We start from the raw sequence: 19,615 nt of genomic DNA on the forward strand, positions 1-19,615 counted from the left end.
CTCCGCTTCGCCTGATCTCCGTGATTGTCACATCTGGAGACCAATGATGATGCTGAAACCTTCCACCCTTCGCACGCGGTGCGTTTGCGTCTGAGGTCCGGCTCATGCGTGCCACCCATGCGCTGAACGGTGTCGGTCTTCTGCTCCTTCTCTGGCAGGCCGGCACGTGGCTGTTCGCACCGCCCCGCTATATCCTGCCATCGCCCGTCGATGTCGCCGGCGCTTTCCTGCGCCAGCCCGGCTTCCTTTTCGGGCAAGCGCTGGTAACACTCGGAGAAATGGCGCTCGGGCTCGCCACAGGTATCACCGCCGGCATTGTCGTCGCTTTCACGATTGCCGCCATCCCGCGCCTCGGCCGCCTTGTCTGGCCCATGGTTCTGGTGTTGCAGGCTTTTCCGGTCTTCGTGCTGGCCCCCATCCTCGTCCTCTGGTTCGGTTTCGGCATGGCTTCAAAAGTGGTCATGACGGCGATCATCATCTTCTTCCCCGTTGCCTCCTCTTTCACCGACGGCCTCAACCGCACGGATCGCGCCATACTCGACGCCGCCTCGCTGACTGCGGCGAGCCACTGGCAGATCCTCACCCGGCTGCGTGTACCGCTGGCGCTGCCCTCGCTGATCTCGGGCTTGCGGGTGGCGGCGCCGCTCGCCCCGCTCGGCGCCGTCATCGGCGAATGGGTGGGCGCATCCGCAGGGCTCGGGTTCGTCATGGTCCAGTCCAATGCCCGCATGCAGACCGACACCATGTTCGCCGCCATGGCCATTCTCGCCGTGATGGCAGTGCTGCTGCGGCTTGTCGTCGACCGGGCGACAGCCAATCTCGCCCCCTGGGCCAAAGAAACAGAACATACCATTCCTTTCAGATATTTACGGAGACTTTCGGCACCATGAAACGAACTCTTCTCTCCCTCGTCGTCGCGGCTGTTAGCGTCCTCGCACCCATGCCGTCACAGGCGGCCGACAAGCTTACCGTCCTGCTCGAATGGTTCGTGAACCCCGATCACGCGCCGATGGTGATCGCCAGGGAACGTGGCCTCTTCGCCGATGCCGGGCTGGAGGTGGAACTGGTTCCGCCCGCAGACCCCTCCGCCGTACCGCGCCTCGTTTCGGCAAAACAGGCCGATATCGGCGTGCATTACCAGCCGAACCTTTATCTCGATCACGATGCCGGCCTGCCGCTGGTGCGTTTCGGCACGCTGGTCGAGACCCCGCTCAACACCGTCACCGTTCTGGCCGACGGACCGATCAAGAGCCTGAAAGACCTGAAGGGCAAGAAGGTCGGTTTTTCCGTTTCCGGTTTCGAGGATGCGATGTTGAAGCGCATGCTGGAAAAAGAGGGTCTGACGAAGGATGATGTCGAGCTGATCAACGTCAATTTTTCGCTCTCGCCGTCGCTGATCGCCGGCAAGGTGGATGCCACGCTGGGCGGTTTCCGTAATTTCGAACTGACGCAGATGAAGCTCGAGGGGCATGAGGGCCGCTCCTTCTTCCCGGAGGAGCACGGCGTGCCGGCCTATGACGAGCTGATCTTCGTCACCCATCGCGATCTCGTAAAGGACAGCCGCCTGCCACGTTTTCTCTCCGCCGTGGAGCAGGCTGCGATCTTCATCACCAACCACCCGCAGGAAGCCTGGCAGCTTTTCATCAAGGCTTATCCGAACCTCGACGATGCGCTGAACAAGCAGGCCTTCTTCGACACACTGCCGCGTTTCGCCAAGCGCCCGGCGGCGCTCGACCGCACCCGCTACACCCGTTTCGGCGCTTTCATGCAGGAGATGCAATTGATCAAGCAGGCGCCGGCAGCAGACGACATCGCCGTGGAGCTGCAACAGCCATGACCGGCAATAGTCCGACCGCGGCAAAGGCCGCCGAACTTCTTGAAAAAGTCAGGCAGGCACGCCCGCGCGTGCATTGCCTGATGAACACCGTGGTGCAGAAATTCACGGCCGACGGCATCACCGTCGTCGGCGGAATTCCTTCCATGACCACCTCGCTCGAGGAAATCGAGAGCTTCGTTGCCAAGGCCGATGCGCTGACCGTCAATCTCGGCACACTGGATGCCGAGCGGCGCAAGGTCATCCGGCTGGCGATAGAGATCGCCAATGCATCCGGCAAGCCGTGGATCGTCGATCCCGTGCATTGCGATTATTCACCATCAAGGCTGGCATTCGCGCGCGAACTCATCGCACTTTCCCCGACGATCGTGCGCGGCAATCACGCCGAAATGAGCCTGATCGGTGATGTGCCTGGTGTGGTGAGGATCGAGACCGGGCCTGTGGATCATCTAAGCGACAAGACCCGCAGCGTCAGGATATTCAACGGCCATCCGTGGATGGCGAAGGTGACAGGAACAGGTTGCCTTTCTGGCGGCGTCATCGCCGCCTTCATGGCGGTGGAAAAAGACGCGCTGACGGCGGCGGCCTCCGCCCTTGCCGTCACCGGCGTTTCCGCCGAACTCGCCGCGAAACACGCCAGCGGCCCCGGCACCTTCGAACCGGCGTTTCTGGATGCGCTTTCCGAAATTTCCGGTGAGGACATCACAAATCACGCGAGGATAGAGCATGAACAAGGTTGATTACCGCCTCAACGCGCTGGTCGATGCGAGCCTTGGCGACGTCGCGTCGCTGCCGGAGCTGGCTCTGGCCGCCGCACTCAACGGCGCCACCATTCTGCAATATCGCGACAAGCACGGCTCGACGCGGGCGATGATCGAAAACGCCCGCGCCATTCACGAAGCCATCACCGGCACCGGCGTGCCTTTGGTCATCAACGACCGGGTGGATGTGGCGCTCGCCTCGGGCGCGGACGGGGTACATCTCGGCGCTGACGACATGGATGCCAAGACCGCAAGGCGCATTCTCGGCGAAAAGGCGATCATCGGCCTCACCGTCAAGAACCGCGCCGATGCGGAACGCGCGGCCTCGATGCCCGCGGACTACGCCTGCATCGGCGGCGTGTTCGAAACCGTTTCCAAGGTCAACCCGGACAGGCCGGTCGGTATCGACGGTTTTTCGACGCTGCGCGCCCTGTTGAGGGAATGGCGGCCGGATATGCCGGTGGGCGCCATCGCCGGTATCGATCTTGCGCGTGTACCGTCCGTCATCGAGGCGGGTGCGGATGGTGTCGCGGTCATTTCGGCCATTTTCCGCGCGGCCGATATTGCCAGCGCAACCAAGGACTTCCGCGCCGCAATTGACGCCACGCTGAAAGCGAGACAACCATGACATCAATTGCATTGACCATTGCCGGCTCCGACAGCGGCGGCGGCGCGGGTATCCAGGCCGACATCAAGACCTTTTCCGCGCTCGGCGCCTATGCCGCCAGCGTCATCACCGCCATCACCGCCCAAAACACCAAAGGCGTGACAGCTGTGGAGGATATTTCGGTCGCCACCATCGTCGCGCAGATGGACGCCGTCTTTTCCGATCTTGCCGTCAATTCGGTGAAAATCGGCATGGTATCGCGGATCGAAACCATCGCCGCCATCGCGGAACGGCTTCGGCAGCAACCGCAGCCGGTGGTGCTCGATCCGGTCATGGTGGCGACGTCAGGTGACAGGCTGCTGCATGAGGATGCCATCGAGACATTGCGGCGCGACTTGCTGCCGCTCGCCACCATCGTCACGCCGAACCTGCCGGAAGCGGCGCTGCTGACCGGTACGCCGATTGCGGAGACGGAGACGGAGATCGCCCGTCAGGCCGAGGCGATCCTGAAGGCGGGCGCGAAAGCGGTGCTCATCAAGGGCGGCCATGGCGATGGATCTGAGAGCACGGATTATCTGTTTGCGGACGGCGCCATGCGGACGCTTTCCGCGCCGAGGGTGGAAACGAAGAACGACCACGGCACCGGCTGCACGCTGGCTGCGGCAATTACGGCCCATCTTGCAAGGGGTAGTGAGTTGCGGGAGGCGGTTGGTCTTGCGAAGGATTATCTGAACGGAGCGCTCGATGCCGGGCGGGAACTTGCCGTTGGACATGGGCGGGGACCGGTGCATCATTTTTATCGATGGTGGGGGTAGCGATGAGAGGGCAGAGTTTGGGGCTTTACCCCCCTCTGTCCTGCCGGACATCTCCCCCTCAAGGGGGGAGATCGACAAGCGGCCTGCTCTCCATATTCTGTAAGCCATAACATCTGTGGCGAAATGGTTGCGTAGGCCCGAGCGAAAGCCTCACCCGATCTCCCCCCTTGTGGGGGAGATGTCCGGCAGGACAGAGGGGGGTGGCCGCATATTCTGCCGCTCGTAAAATGCGACTACCGCCCCTTCGGCGTCGCCAGCACATTCCGGATCGCAAAACTCGAATGAATGCGCGAAACCCCGGGCAGCTTCGACAGAATTTCCTTGTGAATCCGCTCGAAATCCCCAGCACTTTCCGCCTCGCAACGCAGAAAATAATCCGATCCCCCAGTCATCAGATAACATTCGCGGATTTCCGGATAGCGCCGCACCGCATTTTCGAAACGGTTGAGAAAATCCTCCGTCTGGCGGTCGAGCGTGATCTGCACGATAACCGAAATCACCTCACCGCCGGCAAGGCCGCTGGTCAGCGCCGTATACCCCCGGATAATCCCCTCCCGCTCGAGAATATCGACCCGGCGAAGGCAGGCGGATGCCGAAAGCCCGACTTCTGCTGCCAGCTTCGCATTGCTGATACGGGCGTTGAGCCGAAGCAGGCGGATGATATGGCGGTCGGTCGCATCGAGTGACGACATAGAAAATTCCAATCGGCAAAGGAAAATTGCGTGATTATGAATTCTATCGCATTTCCTTCGAACAATCGCCAAGAAATTCGATAATCGTTGCAATACCCTCATGAGATAAAAATGAGGGTGAACGACCATGGACATGCAGATCAGCCGCCAGCAGGCCGCCGGTGGTGCAAGCGGCCATCTGACCATCGATCTCGGCGCATTGCGCGACAATTATCTGACGCTTGCGGCCATGGCGCCCGCATCGCAGACGGCAGCGGTCGTCAAGGCCGATGCGTACGGTCTCGGCGCGGATATCGTCTCGCAGGTCCTGTTCGATGCCGGCTGCCGCAATTTCTTCGTCGCCCATATCGATGAAGCGCTGGCGTTGCGACTGCGGCTTTCGGCAGAGGCGCGGATTTTCGTCCTCAATGGTCTTCAGCCCGGCAATGAGACCTCCTGTGCCGCCATGGCCGTCACCCCGGTTCTGAATTCGCTGGAACAGATTGCACAATGGGCGGCCCATGCCAGCCGTCTCGGTAAGAGGCTCGCCGCCGCCGTGCAGATCGATACCGGCATGTGCCGTCTCGGCCTCTCACCCGAAGAGCTTGAAATCCTCGCCTCCCGGCCGCAATTACTCGATGGTATCGACATCGCCTTCGTCATGAGCCACCTCGCCTGCGCAGACGAGCCGGAGCATACCTCCAATGCGGCGCAGCTTTCTGTAATGCGTAAAGCTGCCCTTGCTTTTCCGGACGTGCCGGTCTGCTTTTCCAATTCCGGCGGGATCTTTCTGGGTCATGATTACCACAATCACCTGCTTCGCCCCGGCATCGCGCTTTATGGCGGCGCGCCCTCCGTCGCACGCCCCAACCCGATGAAGCCGGTCGTTCGCCTCGATCTCGCCGTCATCCAGACCCGCACCGTTCCCGCCGGTTCGCTGGTCGGTTACGGCGGCTCCTTCGAAGCCGCCGGTTCCACGCGTCTGGCGACCGTCGCCGCCGGTTATGCCGATGGCCTGCCGCGTTCGCTCAGCAATCGTGGCGCAGCGTGGTATAACGGCGTGCGCCTGCCGATTGCGGGCCGCGTTTCGATGGACAGCATCATTCTCGACATATCCGCCCTGCCCGAGGAAACATTGACCCAGGGCAGCCTTGTGCAGATGATCGGGCCTGAGCAGACGCTGGAAGACATCGCCGAGGATGCGGGCACGATCGCCTATGAAATCCTGACCGGCCTCGGACGCCGATACCGCCGCAGTTATATTCAGCCGGGTGAAACCCCGGCCATTGTTTCAACATCAGTCAATCACAAGTGAGACGATCATGAACGTCACTATCCTCGGAGCCGGCGTCGTCGGCGTGACCTCCGCCTGGTATCTGGCCAAAGCCGGACACAAGGTGACGGTGATCGACCGCCAACCGGCCGCGGCACTCGAAACCAGCTTCGCCAATGCGGGCGAGGTTTCCCCCGGCTATTCCTCGCCTTGGGCGGCACCCGGCATTCCGGTCAAGGCGATGAAATGGCTGTTCATGAAACACGCGCCGTTGATCATCCGCCCCACTGCCGATCCGGCCGCATGGCGCTGGATGAGCCAGATGCTGCGCAACTGCACCTCGGCGCGCTATGCCATCAACAAGAGCCGCATGGTGCGTGTCGCCGAATATAGCCGCGATTGCCTGATGGCCCTTCGTGAAGAGACCGGCATCGAATATGACCAGCGCATGCAGGGCACGCTGGAAGTGTTCCGCACCCAGAAGCAGTTCGACGCCATCGGCAAGGATGTCGACGTGCTGACGGCAGGCGGCGTACCTTTCGAGATTCTCGACCGCGATGGCTGCGCCGCCATCGAACCCGGCCTCGCGCCCGCGAAGGAAAAGATCGTCGGCGGCCTGCGCCTGCCCGGCGACGAGACCGGCGACTGCTTCATGTTCACGACAGAACTTGCGCGCATGGCCGAAGAAGCGGGCGTTACCTTCCTCTACGATACCGGCATCATGCGCCCCATCGTCGAGGCGGGACGCGTCAAGGCGGTGGAAACCACCCGTGGGCTGGTGGAGGCCGACATTTTCGTGGCGGCACTCGGCAGCTATTCTCCGCAGTTCGTGCGGCAGCTTGGCCTTACCCTGCCGGTTTATCCGGTCAAGGGTTACTCCATCACGGTTCCGGTCGTGAACGAGGCGCGCGCGCCCGTTTCCACGGTCATGGACGAGACCTTCAAGGTGGCGATCACCCGGCTCGGCTCACGCATCCGCGCCGGCGGCATGGCGGAAATCGCCGGTTTCAGCAAGGATTTGCCGGCGGCCCGGCAGGAAACGTTGGCCCATTCGGTGGAAGACCTGTTCGGCGGCGCGGGTGATCAGACCCAGGCGAAATTCTGGTGCGGCCTGCGCCCGATGACGCCGGACGGGACGCCCGTCATCGGCGCCACCCGCTACAGCAATCTTTATCTCAATACCGGCCACGGCACACTTGGCTGGACCATGTCCTGCGGCTCCGCACGGGTGCTTGCCGATCTCATCAGCGGCAACAAGCCGGAGATAGACACCCACGATCTGGCGATCAGCCGTTACGCCGCCTGACACGCAATCAAGCCACCCGCCCCCGTCCCATTGGACGGGGACGCGCGGTCAATCAGAGCGCCAGCGCATCCTTCAGCGCCAGACCTTCCATCATGCGCAGGTCGAGATCGGCCTCAATGTGGTCGAGATGCTGCAACATCAGCGCGCGGGCCTTTGCCGCATCCTTTGCCTCCAGCGCATCGAGCAGATCGGCGTGATCATTGTGGCCACAACTTGAGACACCCGAACGCCCGTAAAGCGCGATGACCAGCGACGAGCGGGCAACCAGCTCGTCCATGAATTTTTCCAGAATGGCATTGCCGGCGAGCGAGGCCAGCATCAGGTGAAAATCGCCCGATGCCTTGATTTCCGCGCGTCTGGCGCTTGGGCCACGTTCGTGCTGGTGCCGGCTTTCCTGTACCAGATGCTCTCTCAGCCGCTTTGCTGCCGCCGGCGTGATTTTTTCGATTGCGGCATCCACGACACCGGGCTCGATCAACCGGCGCGAAGCGAACACCTGCCGCGCCTCATCCGGCGTGGGATTGGAGACGAAGGCGCCCCGGTTGCGTTCGGCCTTTACCAGCCCCTCATAGGCCAGCATCTGAAGCGCGGCGCGCACCACCGTACGGCTGACATCGAACAGCGTTCCCACTTCCGATTCCGACAGTTTGGTTCCCGGCGCCAGCCGCCGGTCGACAATGGCGTCACGCAGCGTATCGCGAATGGCCTGGGCCCGGTCTTCATGCGCGGTGTCGGAATTGACGGTTATCTGGGAAAGGCTCATCGGTGCGTCCTGTTTGATCTTGAGTTCTAGCGCGAAGTGCGGCCCACGCAAACAGGAATTGCGGGCCGCCGCCGGTCTGCCACAATTCATTCAGCGCCCGTTCAGCAGCCGGGCTGTATTTCCTTAACCATCGAATTTGCAACTGGCAGCGCCCTGCCACCTGTATGGAAGAACACACCATGTCGTCCTTTGCAGCCAAAACAGTTCTGACACTCGCTGTCGCCGCCGCCGCCATTGTTCCCTTCAACAATGCATCCGCTGGCGACTGGGACCGCCGCGACCGTCGCGATGCTGCCATTCTGGGTGGCGTGCTCGGCCTTGCCGCCGGTGTCGCCGTCGGCTCCGCAATGTCGCGTCCGGCACCGGTGGATGATGAGCGCGTTTATATCGACCCGCCCCGCCGTTACGAGCCGAGCTACGTCTACGAAGAGCCGGACTATCGTTATTATCGTGCCCAGCCGCAGCCGGTTTACCGCCCCGCCCCGGTCTATCGTCCGCAGCCTGTCTATGACAGCCGCCCGGTTTACGGCCAGCGCGCCACCTATCGCACCATCGAACCCTGGACCAACGCCTGGTACGACTATTGCTCGCAGCGTTACCGGAGCTTCAATTCCCGCACCGGCACCTATACGGATTATGACGGCCAGCGTCATTTCTGCGTCGCGGGTTGACCCGCCGGCCATTGAGCACACTTGTCGCTGTTATTATCAGGCCGCAGACGGAAAAGTCTGCGGCTTTTCCGTGAGAGCAACCCCTGACTCTGCGTCATCCTCGGCCCTGTGCCGATGATCCACTCACGTCTCGTAAAATCAGAAGGTAGCAGATGCTCAGGAAAGGCCGGAGCATGACGATCAAGAGGCTAGGCCGTCGCCATAGGTCTCGCTTTGCACCATTTCACGCAGCGCCATTCTTTACATAATCCGCCCGGTTGATGCCGTGGCGCTGCAGCTTGTCGTAAAAGGTCTTGCGGGCGATGCCGAGCGTGGCTATGGTTTCCGCCACGTCACCATTCGCTTGTTCCAGCGTTTCGCGGATGATGCGTGCCTCGATCCCGTCCATGCGCTCCGGCAAGGTGCCGGAGGCGGGGATCCCGGATTGTAATGCAGGTGCCGCCGCCGGTTCCGTCTCCAGCCCCAGCACCACCCTTTCGGCGAAATGTCCGAGTTCGCGCACATTGCCCGGCCAGTCATGGTCGTTGAGGCGGCGGGAAATGCCGGCGCTGATCTGCGGCACCGGCATGTTGAAACGATTGGCGGCCTTGGTGACGAAGTGGGAGAACAAGAGCGGAATATCCGCCTTGCGTTCGCGCAGCGGCGGAATGGACAGCGTCACCACATTCAGCCGGTAATAGAGGTCCTCGCGAAACGTGCCGCGTTCTGCCGGATCACCAAGATCGACCTTGGCCGCCGCGACCACGCGAATATCGACCGGCCGCTCCTCATTCGATCCAAGCGGCGAGACCTCGCGCATTTCCAGCACGCGCAGCATCTTCACCTGCACCGCAAGCGGCATGCTTTCAATCTCGTCGAGAAACAGGGTGCCGCCGCTGGAATGTTCGATGCGGCCGACGCGCTTTTTCTGCGCGCCGGTAAAAGCGCCCGGCTCATGGCCGAAAAGCTCGCTTTCGATCACCGTTTCCGGCAACGCGCCGCAATTTAGCGCCACGAAATTGCCCTTGGAGCGTTTCTTGCTCCAGCGGTGAAGGGCCGTCGCCACCACTTCTTTGCCGCTGCCCGTCTCGCCCGCCACCAGCACATCCACATCCGTATCCGCAATGTGCCGCAGCGTGGTGCGCAGGCGCTCCATGGCGGGCGTCTGGCCGATCAGCGGCAGATCATCCTCCGCCTGCCCCGCCGCCCGGCGAAGCGCACGGTTTTCCAGCACGAGGCGGCGCTTTTCCAGCGCCCGGCGGGCGCTTTCCACCATGCGTTCGGCAGGAAATGGCTTGGCGATGAAATCATAAGCACCGTTATGAAGCGCATCGACGGCCATCGGCACATCGCCATGGCCGGTGATGAGAATGACCGGCAGATCGGCATCGATCTTGCGGACATGATCGAAAAATTCCAGCCCGGTCATGCCGGGCATGCGCACATCGGTGATGACGACCCCGTCGAAATCCTCGCTCAAGGCCGCAAGCGCCTGCTCCGCGCGGGAAAAGGAGGTGACCGGCAACCCGTCGAGTTCCAGCGTCTGCACCATCGCCTTGCGAAGCTGCGAATCGTCGTCCACCAGGAATATGGTTCCATCCACTGTCATGTCATGCTCGCTTCAGAAATACGGAAAAACATGTGCCCGCCGCGTTGCTTACCACCTCGATACGCCCGCCATAATCCGAGGCAATATCGTTGGAGATGACGAGACCAAGGCCGAGGCCGCTTTCCTTTGATGTATTGAAGGGCGAAAAAAGCTGGGCGCGGATGGCCTCGGGAATGCCCGTGCCATTGTCGCTGACGGAAAGCACGACCATGTCGCCTTCCTCACGCACACGCACTTCGACACGGGCGGCCCCAGTCTCTTCAGTGGCTTCCAGTGCGTTTTGCAGAAGGTTGATGAGGATCTGTTCGAGCCGGATACGGCTGCCGAGCACTTTCAGGTCCTGATCCGGCAACACGATATCCAGCGCATCCATCTGCCCGGAAAAGCGGCTGCGCAACAGCATGACCGCACCTTCGATGACCAACCGGACGCTGACAGGTTCGGCGGCGGTGCGGCCCTTGCGCGCCAATATCTTCAGGTCGCCGGTAATCGTGCCGATACGCTCGGTCAGCGCCGCGATGTTTTCAAGATTTTCGGTGGCCTCGGACATGCGGTCGCGCTTCAGCAGGGTGCGGGCATTGTCGGCAAAGGCGCGGATGGTCGCGACCGGCTGATTGATCTCATGCGCGACACCCGCCGCCACCTGCCCCAGAATGGAAAGGCGGTTGGCCTGCACCAATTCGTGCTGCACATTGCGCAACTCGCCCGAGGTCTTCTCATGCAGGGCGATTTCCGCCTGCAGATGATCGCGGGTCTTCGTCAGGTCGCGGGTCCGCTCCTGCACCTTCATTTCCAGTTCGGCGCGGGCGCGCTGTTCCTCTTCCTTTTCCTTGAGCGCCTTGTGCCTGCGCCACAGCCACAGGGCCGAAAGCCCGATCAGCGGCATCAGCGTCGCCAGTGCCACCACCCTGCCCTCGCGGATGGCGGCATTCAGCGCCGGCGCGACCGGCTGAAGATAATGCAGCGTCCATGAGGTGGTCGGCACCGGCACTTCCAGTTGCAGATAATCGCCGCGCTCCCGTCCCGGTTCATCGACGTGAATGAGCGGGACGCTCTCACTGGAGCGCCGCGCCGCCCGAAACGGCAGCGTTGAAAGCGCCTCACTGCCGAATTGCAGGCTTTCGGAAATGATTTTCCGCCGCGCCTCATCGATCGGCGCAACGGTCCGGAAGCGCCATTCCGGCACGCTGGTCATCAGGACCACACCGTTTCTGTCGACCACATAGACCGGCTTGCCGCCAATATTCCAGTCCGTCTCCAGCCGGCTGAACTCGACCTTGGCGATGACGACGCCAAGCGGTCGCCCATCGGCGGCATCGATGCGGCGGGAGATATAAAGACCCGGCCGGCGGCTGACATTGCCAAGAGCATAATGCTCGGACATGCCCGTCTTCATCGCCGCCTGGAAATATTCGCGGAAAGCATAATTGGAACCGACAAAGCTGTCCGCCTGCCGCCAGTTGCTCGACGCGATGGTCAATCCCGTCGGCCCGGTCACATAGATCACCGAGGATTGCGTGCCTTCGATCAGCCCCTCCAGCTTGCGGTTCAGCCGATCCAGGGCAGGAGCGCCACCGCCATCCAGCGCGGCGGCAAGATCGGGATCACCGGAGAGGACCAGCGGAATGGCGCGTGGCCGTTCCAGCGCGACATTCAGCAGTGCGATCTTCAGCTCCGCATCCGTTGCGGCCTCGGACCCCGCGGTGCGCAGCGCCTGATTGCGGGCGAACTCATCGGCCACCAGCAAAACACCAAGACTGGCAAGCAGCCACAGACCCGCCAGCGCCAGCCATTGCGCCCGCCGCTTCGCATGGGAATGAGATGTCTGATCCTGATCGGCCATTCGATAATTGTGCGGATTTACACACAGATCGCAAGAGATTTTGTCCGGAATTCCGCACAAATGCCCGTGAGCCGGCGAAACGTCAATAAAAACTACTTTTAAAATCAGCCAGTTACAGCAAATAATCAAGTCTGGCATGCGTATTGCACATGACTCCGTAATCGGCGTGAAGCCGTCAACGACACGGCGATCCCGGGAGGCCAATCAAGGCAGGGTGAGGCCGAGGAGGAAAAAACATGATCGATACGACAGCCGTGGCCGCAGGCCACGCCAAGCAGCCATTCTACAAGCACCTGTATTTCCAGGTTCTCGTCGCCATCATCGCCGGTATCGCGCTCGGCCATTTTTATCCGGCCTTCGGCGAACAACTGAAGCCGCTCGGCGACGGCTTCATCCGCCTCGTCAAGATGATCATCGCTCCCGTCATCTTCCTTACCGTCGCAACCGGCATCGCCGGTATGAACGACATGAAGAAGGTGGGTCGCGTGGCCGGCAAGGCCATGATCTACTTCCTCGTATTCTCCACGCTCGCGCTCATCGTTGGCCTCATCGTCGCCAACACCGTGCAGCCGGGCGCCGGCATGAACATCGATCCCGCCACGCTGGATGCCAAGGCCGTCGCGACCTACGCCGACAAGGCCCATGAGCAGACCATCACCGGCTTCCTGATGAACATCATCCCGACCACCATCGTCGGTGCTTTCGCCAGCGGCGATATCCTGCAGGTGCTGTTCTTCTCGGTGCTCTTCGGTATCGCGCTCGGCGTCGTCGGCGAAAAGGGCAAGCCCGTCACCGATTTCATGCACGCCCTGATGTATCCGATCTTCAAGCTGGTCGCGATCCTGATGAAGGCCGCTCCGATCGGCGCTTTTGGCGCCATGGCCTTCACCATCGGCAAATACGGCATCTCGTCGGTCACCAACCTCGCCATGCTGATCGGCACCTTCTACGTCACGTCCTTCCTGTTCGTGTTCGTGGTTCTCGGTGCGGTATGCCGTTATAACGGCTTCTCCATCGTCGCGCTGATCCGCTACATCAAGGAAGAACTGCTTCTGGTTCTCGGCACCTCGTCTTCCGAAGCCGCTTTGCCGGGCCTGATGAGCAAGATGGAAAAGGCCGGCTGCAAGCGCTCCGTCGTCGGTCTCGTCATCCCCACCGGTTATTCCTTCAACCTTGACGGCACCAACATCTACATGACGCTGGCCGCTCTCTTCATCGCCCAGGCGACCGGTATCCACCTTTCCTTCGGCGAGCAGATCCTTCTGCTGCTGGTGGCCATGCTCTCCTCCAAGGGTGCAGCCGGCATCACCGGCGCGGGCTTCATCACGCTCGCCGCAACGCTCTCCGTCGTGCCTTCGGTTCCGGTCGCCGGCATGGCGCTGATCCTCGGCATCGACCGTTTCATGTCGGAATGCCGTGCACTCACCAACTTCGTCGGCAATGCGGTCGCCACCATCGTCGTCGCCCGCTGGGAAGGCGAACTGGATCAGGACCAGCTTGCGCGGGTCTTGAGCGGAGAGGAAGAATTCACCGGCATCGCCGATGTGGATCAGCTTCCCGCATCGGTTCAGCCCGCCGAATAATACGACCTCCCAAGGTCCGGCCTGTCCCGGTTTTCTCCGGGCAGGCACATACAGAAAGCCCGGCGCATCGACTGGATACGCCGGGCTTTCATTGTTCAGGCTTACACCCGTCAAACGGGGTTTTTATCGGCCGGAATATGCGGTAGAGCCGACACTTAACCAATGTGATGAGTGGAGCGGCGGCATGAAGAACCTGTTTCTGGCCTGGCAATTCTGGGCACTGCTATCGGCGGCCTTTGCGGCTTTGACTGCCATCTTTGCGAAGATCGGCGTCGAAAACATCAATTCCGATTTCGCCACCCTCATCCGCACCGTCGTCATTCTCGCCGCTGCGGGCCTGATGGTTTATCTCACCGGCAACTGGCAGCAGCCTTCCACCATCTCGGGCAAAACCTGGGTGTTTCTCGTACTTTCGGGACTGGCGACCGGCGCATCGTGGATATGTTATTTCCGGGCGTTGAAACTCGGCGATGCCGCCCGCGTCGCGCCCATCGACAAGCTGAGCGTCGTGTTTGTCGCCGTCTTTGCGGTGCTGTTTCTGGGCGAAAGGCTGTCTTTGCCCAACTGGCTCGGCGTGGTGCTGATCGCCTGCGGCGCGGTGCTCGTGGCCTACCGCGGATAGATCAGCTGGATAAACCGGCCGGCACAATCGCTGGAGTTATCAGCCTCGGGCCGCCGCGACCTTGTCGAGACCACGCCTCACGCCGGCAAACAGCTCATCGAGCTGTTCGGCCGTAATGATAAGCGGCGGGCAGAAGCAGATGGATTCGCCAATCGGCCGGGTGATGACACCCTCTTCCTCGATGGCTGCGGCAAGGGCGAGCGTGGTATCGCCCGGCTTCATGCCTTCCCATGGCTTCACCTCCAGCGCCCCGATGAGGCCGATACCGCGCGAGGAATGAATGAGCGGGTGATCGGCCAGCGCCTTCAGATGATCGAGAAACTTGCCCTCCAGCCGGGCGACATTGCCGACCAGATCGCGTTCCTGAATGATCTTCAGATTTTCCAGCCCCACCGCCGTCGCGACCGGATGGCCGGAAGCGGTGTAACCATGGCCGAAGGAGCCGATACGGTCGGATTCATCGGCAATCGGCTGGTAGAAATTGTCATTCATGATGATCGCCGAAAGCGGCATATAGGAAGACGAAATCTGCTTGGAGACGACAAGCACATCCGGCTTGATGCCATAGGTCTCGCAGGCGAACATCTTGCCGGTTCGACCGAAACCGCAGATCACCTCATCCACCACAAGCAGAATATCGTATTTCTTCAGGATCGCCTGCACGCCTTCCCAATAACCTTCCGGCGGCAGGAGAACGCCGCCCGCGCCCATTACCGGCTCGCCCCAGAAAGCGGCGATGGTCTCCGGCCCTTCGCGGAGGATCAAATCCTCCAATTCCTTGAGGATACGCGCGGTGAACTCCGCTTCGCTTTCCCCTTCCTTGCCGAAATGCACATAGGAGGGGCAGGCCGTATGCAACATTCGGTCCAGCGGCAGGTCGAAGCTTTCATGGTTGCGCGGCAGGCCGGTGATAGAGGCCGATGCGATCGTCACGCCATGATAACCCTTGATGCGGCCGATGATCTTCTTCTTGTCTCGTCTGCCCAGCGCATTGGAGCGATACCAGACCATCTTGGCGACGAGATCGTTCGCCTCGGAGCCGGAGGAGGTGAAATGCACCTTGGACATCGGCACCGGTGAAAGCTCGATCAGCAGCTCGGCGAGATCGACCGACGGGCCGTGCGTCTTGTAGGAAAAAGTGTGGTAATAGGGCAGCTTCTGCATCTGCTTCGTCGCCGCTTCCACCAACCGCTGTTCCCCGAAACCGAGCGCCACAGACCACAGCCCGGCCATCGCCTCGATATAGCGCTTGCCGCTACTGTCGGTGACATAGATGCCCTCGCCGCTCTCGATGACAAGGCCACCTGTCTTTTCGAATTTGCGCAGATTGACGTTCGGATGCATCTGATAGGCGATATCGCGTGCCTCGACGGAATTCGGCAGGATGGTCATCGATGAAGGCTCCATTTTCGGTTGATGCTCGGCGTGTCAGACGTGCTGGCCGCCATTGATGTGAATTTCCGCGCCGTTGATGTAGCTCGACTGTTCCGAGCACAGGAAATAGATGGTCTGCGCCACCTCGGCCGTGGTGCCGAGCCGCCCGAGCGGCACCTGGGCTTCCACCAGCTCCGCCGTTCCGGGCGAGAGGATGGCGGTGTTGATCTCGCCCGGCGCAATGGCATTGGCGCGCACGCCGCGCGGGCCGAACTCATGCGCAAGCTCCCGCGTCAGCGCCGCGAGCGCCGCCTTCGACGTGGCATAGGCCACGCCGGCAAAAGGGTGTACGCGTGAGCCGACAATCGACGTGACGTTGACGATGGAGCCTTTTGCCGCTTCCAGTTCCGGCAAAAGCGTGCGGGCGAGCAGGGCCGTCGAAACGAGATTGACGTTCAGCACCCGCGTCCAGATTTCCGCCGTCGTATCCATCACGCCGAGGCGGCTTCCGCCTTCACCCTTCGGCGAAATTCCGGCATTGTTGACAAGCGCCGCAAGTTTTCCCTCCGGCAGGCGGGAACGCACCTCGTCCGCCAGGTCGTCAATGCGGGACAGGTCCTCCAGATCGGCCTGAATATGGCTTTCCCGCGCCGACGGCCAGCGGCATTCCTCGGAAAAGGGTTGCCGCGATACGGTGAGAATTCTCCAGCCCTTTTCCTGAAACAGCTTGACGGTGGCATGCCCTATTCCGCGGCTTGCGCCGGTCAGAAGCATAAAAGGAACAGCCATATGAGAACTCCTGTGCCATGCGGACCGTTGAGCCGGCCGCGCATTCAGCCCCGCATGTTAGAGCGCTGCCACGGGCTGACAAGGTCTTTTTTGTCGCGGCACAGCGATGGTAAACCGGGGACGGGCTAATCCCATTTGATGCACGGCTTTCACCCGAAGGGAATATTTGAAGCCGACCGTTTACCCATAAAATGAAGCCTCCCGAATGTGTGATCAGTATTGGGAGGGGGCAAGAATGCGCATCGATATCATCGACACGGACGCCGGCTTCGAGGCGATCCGGGAAAACTGGGATGCGGTGTTCATGGCCGATCCCCATTCCCGGCATTTCCTCTCCTGGGGATGGCTGAGGGACTATATGCCGCGCCGCAGGCGCTGGTTCATTCTTGCGCTGCGCGAACGACCGGAAGGCTCGCCCTATGTGGCGTTTTTCCCGCTGCGCCTCGTTACCGAACCGGACAAGAAAACCGGACGTTTCCACGACAGCATCGTCATGGCCGGCAATGCGGCGGCGGATTACACCGGTTTCATAACCCTGCCGGACTATGAAAATCATGCGGTTGCCGGTTTCTGTTCATACATAAGGCAACAGAACTGGACCGAGCTGAAGCTCGACTACCTCTCCGGCCCGCCGGAACGCCGCGACGCAATGATCCGCGCCCTTCAGGGCCCGCTCGTCATGTTTCGCGACAACATGCCGACCAACCCCTACAACATCAACAATTGCATCTGCCCGGTGGTGGCCTTGCCGGAGACGTTCGACGGCTATCTCGACAGCCATATGAGCAGCCAGACCCGGCAGAAGCTCAGGCGTTTCCTGAGAAAGGTCGAGGGTGGCGACGAATATCGCATCACCTTCGCGACGAGGGAGACGATCAAACGGGACATGGACATCCTGTTCGATTTCTGGCGCATCCGCTGGGCGCCACACAAGGGCAAGGAGCGCACGGAGCTTCTGATCGGCGCGACACGGCAAATGCTAATGGATGTCTATATCCGTGGCGATCTGGAAGTGCCGGTACTGTGGTTCGGCGACCAGCCGCTCGGCGCGCTCGCCAATATTATCGACCGCCAGAAGAAATCGGTCCTGTTTTACATTACCGGCCGCGACGAGAACTGGAAGACCCCTTCCCCCGGCCTTGTGCTGCATGGCCATTGCATTCGCAGGGCAATCGAGCAGGGCTTCAAGACCTATGATTTCCTGCGCGGCAACGAGCCTTACAAATATTTCTTCGGGCCGGAAGAGCAGAAGCTGAGCTGCACGCTGTTCCGCACCCGCTCGGGCGACAATCTCGGCGGCACGCTTCACCCGCGCAGCATCCGTTTCGTCTACGAACAGGCCCTCAAACTCTATAAGACCGGCCAGAAGGCGGCCGCCAATATTGCCTTTGCGCAGGTGCTGACCGCCGCACCGGACCATCTCGGCGCGCAGTTCGGGCTCGCCAATCTGTTGTTCGACCGGGGCGAATTCCGGGAGGCCGAAATCGCCTTTCTCAGCCTTCTGGCCGCCGGCCAGGAACCCGTCGTCCTGTGGCTGCGCATCGGCGAGGCGCGGCTGGCGCAGCAGCATTATCACGAGGCATCCGAGGCCTTCCGCCAGGTGACCAATCGCGCTCCCTTCCACCGGGAAGCGCTCTACAAATGCGCCGTGGCGCTGATTGCCGCCGAAAGAACGATGGAAGGTGCGGAAATCCTCGACAGGTTGCAGCACTACCATTCGGACGATGCGGCACATCTGGAATATGCGGAAAAGGCCCGTGCAGCCCTTGCCCGGCTGGAACTGGCAAAAACCAGGGTTCCGCTGCCGACAGATGTCGTCACGCTCGCCATCAAGCCGAAAGCGGCGGGCAAACGCTGGCACCCGCCAAAGGTTTTGCATTAAAGCCAACGCCCTGTAAGTTGCGGCAGGAAAAACCGGCCGGACGACTTGCAAGGATTTTTGATGTTTCTGACCAACAAGGACATGCTCGATCTCATCGAGCTTCGCCATGATCTGCACCGTCATCCGGAAATCTCCGGCGAGGAGAAGGAAACGGCGCGGCGCATCCGCACTTTTCTCGAGCAGGCGCAACCCGACCAGCTTTTCGCCGATCTCGGCGGCCACGGCGTGGCTGCGGTCTATGACAGCGGCAAAAGCGGCCCGGCGATCCTGATCCGTTCGGAACTCGATGCCCTGCCCATTCACGAAAAGAGTGACGCCGAACACCGCTCCGGCACGGATGGCAAGGGCCATCTTTGCGGCCATGACGGCCACTCCACCATTCTGACGGCGTTGGCGCTCGGCCTTTCCCGGCATCGCCCGGAGACCGGCCGCGTCATCCTTCTGTATCAGCCGGCGGAAGAAACCGGCGCGGGCGCCGCCGCCGTCCTCGCCGACCCGCGCTTCGGGCAGATAAAGCCGGATTATTCCTTTTCGCTGCACAATCTGCCCGGCCTGCCTTTCGGCCATGTCAGCGTCCTGGAGGGACCGGTCAACTGCGCGTCACGCGGCGTCAAGATCCGCCTTTCCGGCAAGACGGCGCATGCGTCTTCGCCCGAACACGGCGTTTCCCCGATGCGGGCAATATCACGGCTGATGCCGGCCTTGGCCGAACTCGGCTCCGGTTTCCCGCCAGAGCCCGATTTTTCGATGGTGACGATCACCCATGCCGTGATGGGCGAAGCCGCCTTCGGCATTTCCCCCGCCGACGCGGAAATCTGGGCAACGCTCCGGACGCTGACCGACGACCGGATGGAAAAACTCTGTGAGGCTGCGGAAACACTGGCCAAAAAGGTGGCGGACGAACAGAAGCTGACGCTTGACATCACCTATGACGATATTTTCCTGCATTGCGAAAATGCGCCTGACGCGGTCGGCCATATCCGGCGCGCGCTGGATGAGGAAAAAATCTCCCACGGTTCGGAGGGTCTGCCCATGCGCGCTTCCGAGGATTTCGGCCGCTTCCGCGCCGTTTCCTCATCGGCGATGTTCTTTCTCGGCGCAGGCCTGGACTATCCCAATCTGCACAATCCGGATTACGACTTTCCGGATGCGCTGATCGGCACTGGCGCGCGCATCTTCATGCGCATCATCCGCAACCTCACCGACGCGGAATAGCAGCAATCGGCTTCATCC

Annotated in this window: 18 protein-coding genes; 12 read left to right on the plus strand and 6 right to left on the minus strand. The window is 61.3% G+C overall.

Translation table 11 applies throughout. The features are described 5' to 3' along the window. The first annotated feature begins 104 nt into the window (after positions 1-104). From AC5YUO_RS16145 to thiD, 5 genes are read left to right on the plus strand one after another with little or no spacing between them, the layout of a single operon-like run. Positions 105-890 (plus strand): ABC transporter permease, encoded by a 786-nt coding sequence (locus AC5YUO_RS16145; RefSeq protein WP_496155932.1) that lies wholly within the window; start codon positions 105-107, stop codon positions 888-890. After that, positions 887-1,837 (plus strand): ABC transporter substrate-binding protein, encoded by a 951-nt coding sequence (locus tag AC5YUO_RS16150; protein WP_496155933.1) that lies wholly within the window; start codon positions 887-889, stop codon positions 1,835-1,837. The genes AC5YUO_RS16145 and AC5YUO_RS16150 overlap by 4 nt, the downstream gene beginning before the upstream one ends. Beyond that, the gene (locus AC5YUO_RS16155) at positions 1,834-2,574 is read left to right on the plus strand and encodes a hydroxyethylthiazole kinase (RefSeq protein WP_496155934.1); all 741 of its coding nucleotides are present in this window, start codon (positions 1,834-1,836) and stop codon (positions 2,572-2,574) included. Before AC5YUO_RS16150 ends, AC5YUO_RS16155 begins: the two co-directional genes overlap by 4 nt. Beyond that, entirely contained in the window at positions 2,561-3,223 is a 663-nt protein-coding gene (gene thiE / locus AC5YUO_RS16160; RefSeq protein ID WP_496155935.1) for a thiamine phosphate synthase, read from the plus strand. The genes AC5YUO_RS16155 and thiE overlap by 14 nt, the downstream gene beginning before the upstream one ends. Further along, the gene (thiD, locus tag AC5YUO_RS16165; protein WP_496155936.1) at positions 3,220-4,017 is read left to right on the plus strand and encodes a bifunctional hydroxymethylpyrimidine kinase/phosphomethylpyrimidine kinase; all 798 of its coding nucleotides are present in this window, start codon (positions 3,220-3,222) and stop codon (positions 4,015-4,017) included. The genes thiE and thiD overlap by 4 nt, the downstream gene beginning before the upstream one ends. A 233-nt stretch (positions 4,018-4,250) precedes the next feature. On the opposite strand, the gene AC5YUO_RS16170 is transcribed toward thiD, so the two are convergent. Beyond that, positions 4,251-4,709 carry an Lrp/AsnC family transcriptional regulator gene (locus AC5YUO_RS16170; protein ID WP_400812742.1) on the minus strand — a complete coding sequence of 153 codons (459 nt, stop codon included), beginning with the start codon at positions 4,707-4,709 and terminating at the stop codon, positions 4,251-4,253. Between the two features lie 127 nt (positions 4,710-4,836). Here AC5YUO_RS16170 and alr point away from each other — a divergent pair, with 127 nt between their 5' ends. Both alr and AC5YUO_RS16180 read left to right on the plus strand, forming a co-directional pair. After that, entirely contained in the window at positions 4,837-6,003 is a 1,167-nt protein-coding gene (gene alr / locus AC5YUO_RS16175) for an alanine racemase (protein ID WP_496155937.1), read from the plus strand. Between the two features lie 7 nt (positions 6,004-6,010). Then, positions 6,011-7,267: a D-amino acid dehydrogenase gene (locus AC5YUO_RS16180; RefSeq protein WP_400812744.1), complete on the plus strand. Its 1,257-nt coding sequence runs from the start codon at positions 6,011-6,013 to the stop codon at positions 7,265-7,267. Between the two features lie 52 nt (positions 7,268-7,319). Here the strand turns inward: AC5YUO_RS16180 and AC5YUO_RS16185 are convergent, their stop codons facing one another. Then, entirely contained in the window at positions 7,320-8,030 is a 711-nt protein-coding gene (locus tag AC5YUO_RS16185) for a GntR family transcriptional regulator (protein WP_496155938.1), read from the minus strand. A 179-nt stretch (positions 8,031-8,209) separates the two neighbouring features. On the opposite strand from AC5YUO_RS16185, the gene AC5YUO_RS16190 reads away from it, so the two are divergent. Next, positions 8,210-8,701 (plus strand): BA14K family protein, encoded by a 492-nt coding sequence (locus AC5YUO_RS16190; protein ID WP_496155939.1) that lies wholly within the window; start codon positions 8,210-8,212, stop codon positions 8,699-8,701. A 223-nt stretch (positions 8,702-8,924) separates the two neighbouring features. On the opposite strand, the gene AC5YUO_RS16195 is transcribed toward AC5YUO_RS16190, so the two are convergent. Beyond that, positions 8,925-10,289, minus strand: coding sequence for a sigma-54-dependent transcriptional regulator (locus AC5YUO_RS16195; RefSeq protein WP_496155940.1), 1,365 nt, complete (start codon positions 10,287-10,289; stop codon positions 8,925-8,927). Between the two features lies 1 nt (position 10,290). After that, positions 10,291-12,132: a sensor histidine kinase gene (locus AC5YUO_RS16200; RefSeq protein ID WP_496155941.1), complete on the minus strand. Its 1,842-nt coding sequence runs from the start codon at positions 12,130-12,132 to the stop codon at positions 10,291-10,293. Between the two features lie 236 nt (positions 12,133-12,368). Between AC5YUO_RS16200 and AC5YUO_RS16205 the strand changes: the two genes are divergently transcribed. Together AC5YUO_RS16205 and AC5YUO_RS16210 are read left to right on the plus strand one after the other, a co-directional pair. Then, entirely contained in the window at positions 12,369-13,715 is a 1,347-nt protein-coding gene (locus AC5YUO_RS16205) for a dicarboxylate/amino acid:cation symporter (RefSeq protein WP_400812749.1), read from the plus strand. A 184-nt stretch (positions 13,716-13,899) separates the two neighbouring features. Continuing rightward, a complete protein-coding gene (locus AC5YUO_RS16210) occupies positions 13,900-14,337 on the plus strand; it encodes an EamA family transporter (RefSeq protein WP_400812750.1) in 438 nt (145 codons plus the stop codon). A gap of 39 nt (positions 14,338-14,376) precedes the next feature. Here AC5YUO_RS16210 and AC5YUO_RS16215 read toward each other — a convergent pair whose 3' ends face one another. Next, the gene (locus tag AC5YUO_RS16215) at positions 14,377-15,729 is read right to left on the minus strand and encodes an aspartate aminotransferase family protein (RefSeq protein WP_496155942.1); all 1,353 of its coding nucleotides are present in this window, start codon (positions 15,727-15,729) and stop codon (positions 14,377-14,379) included. A gap of 36 nt (positions 15,730-15,765) precedes the next feature. Further along, on the minus strand, positions 15,766-16,500 hold the full coding sequence (locus AC5YUO_RS16220; RefSeq protein ID WP_496155943.1) for an SDR family NAD(P)-dependent oxidoreductase: 735 nt from the start codon (positions 16,498-16,500) through the stop codon (positions 15,766-15,768). Between the two features lie 235 nt (positions 16,501-16,735). Here AC5YUO_RS16220 and AC5YUO_RS16225 point away from each other — a divergent pair, with 235 nt between their 5' ends. Together AC5YUO_RS16225 and AC5YUO_RS16230 are read left to right on the plus strand one after the other, a co-directional pair. Further along, the gene (locus tag AC5YUO_RS16225; protein WP_496155944.1) at positions 16,736-18,382 is read left to right on the plus strand and encodes a GNAT family N-acetyltransferase; all 1,647 of its coding nucleotides are present in this window, start codon (positions 16,736-16,738) and stop codon (positions 18,380-18,382) included. Between the two features lie 60 nt (positions 18,383-18,442). Further along, entirely contained in the window at positions 18,443-19,597 is a 1,155-nt protein-coding gene (locus tag AC5YUO_RS16230; RefSeq protein ID WP_496155945.1) for an amidohydrolase, read from the plus strand. The last annotated feature ends 18 nt before the right edge of the window (positions 19,598-19,615 follow it).

The organism is Agrobacterium sp. LEGMi-208b, from assembly GCF_059511785.1.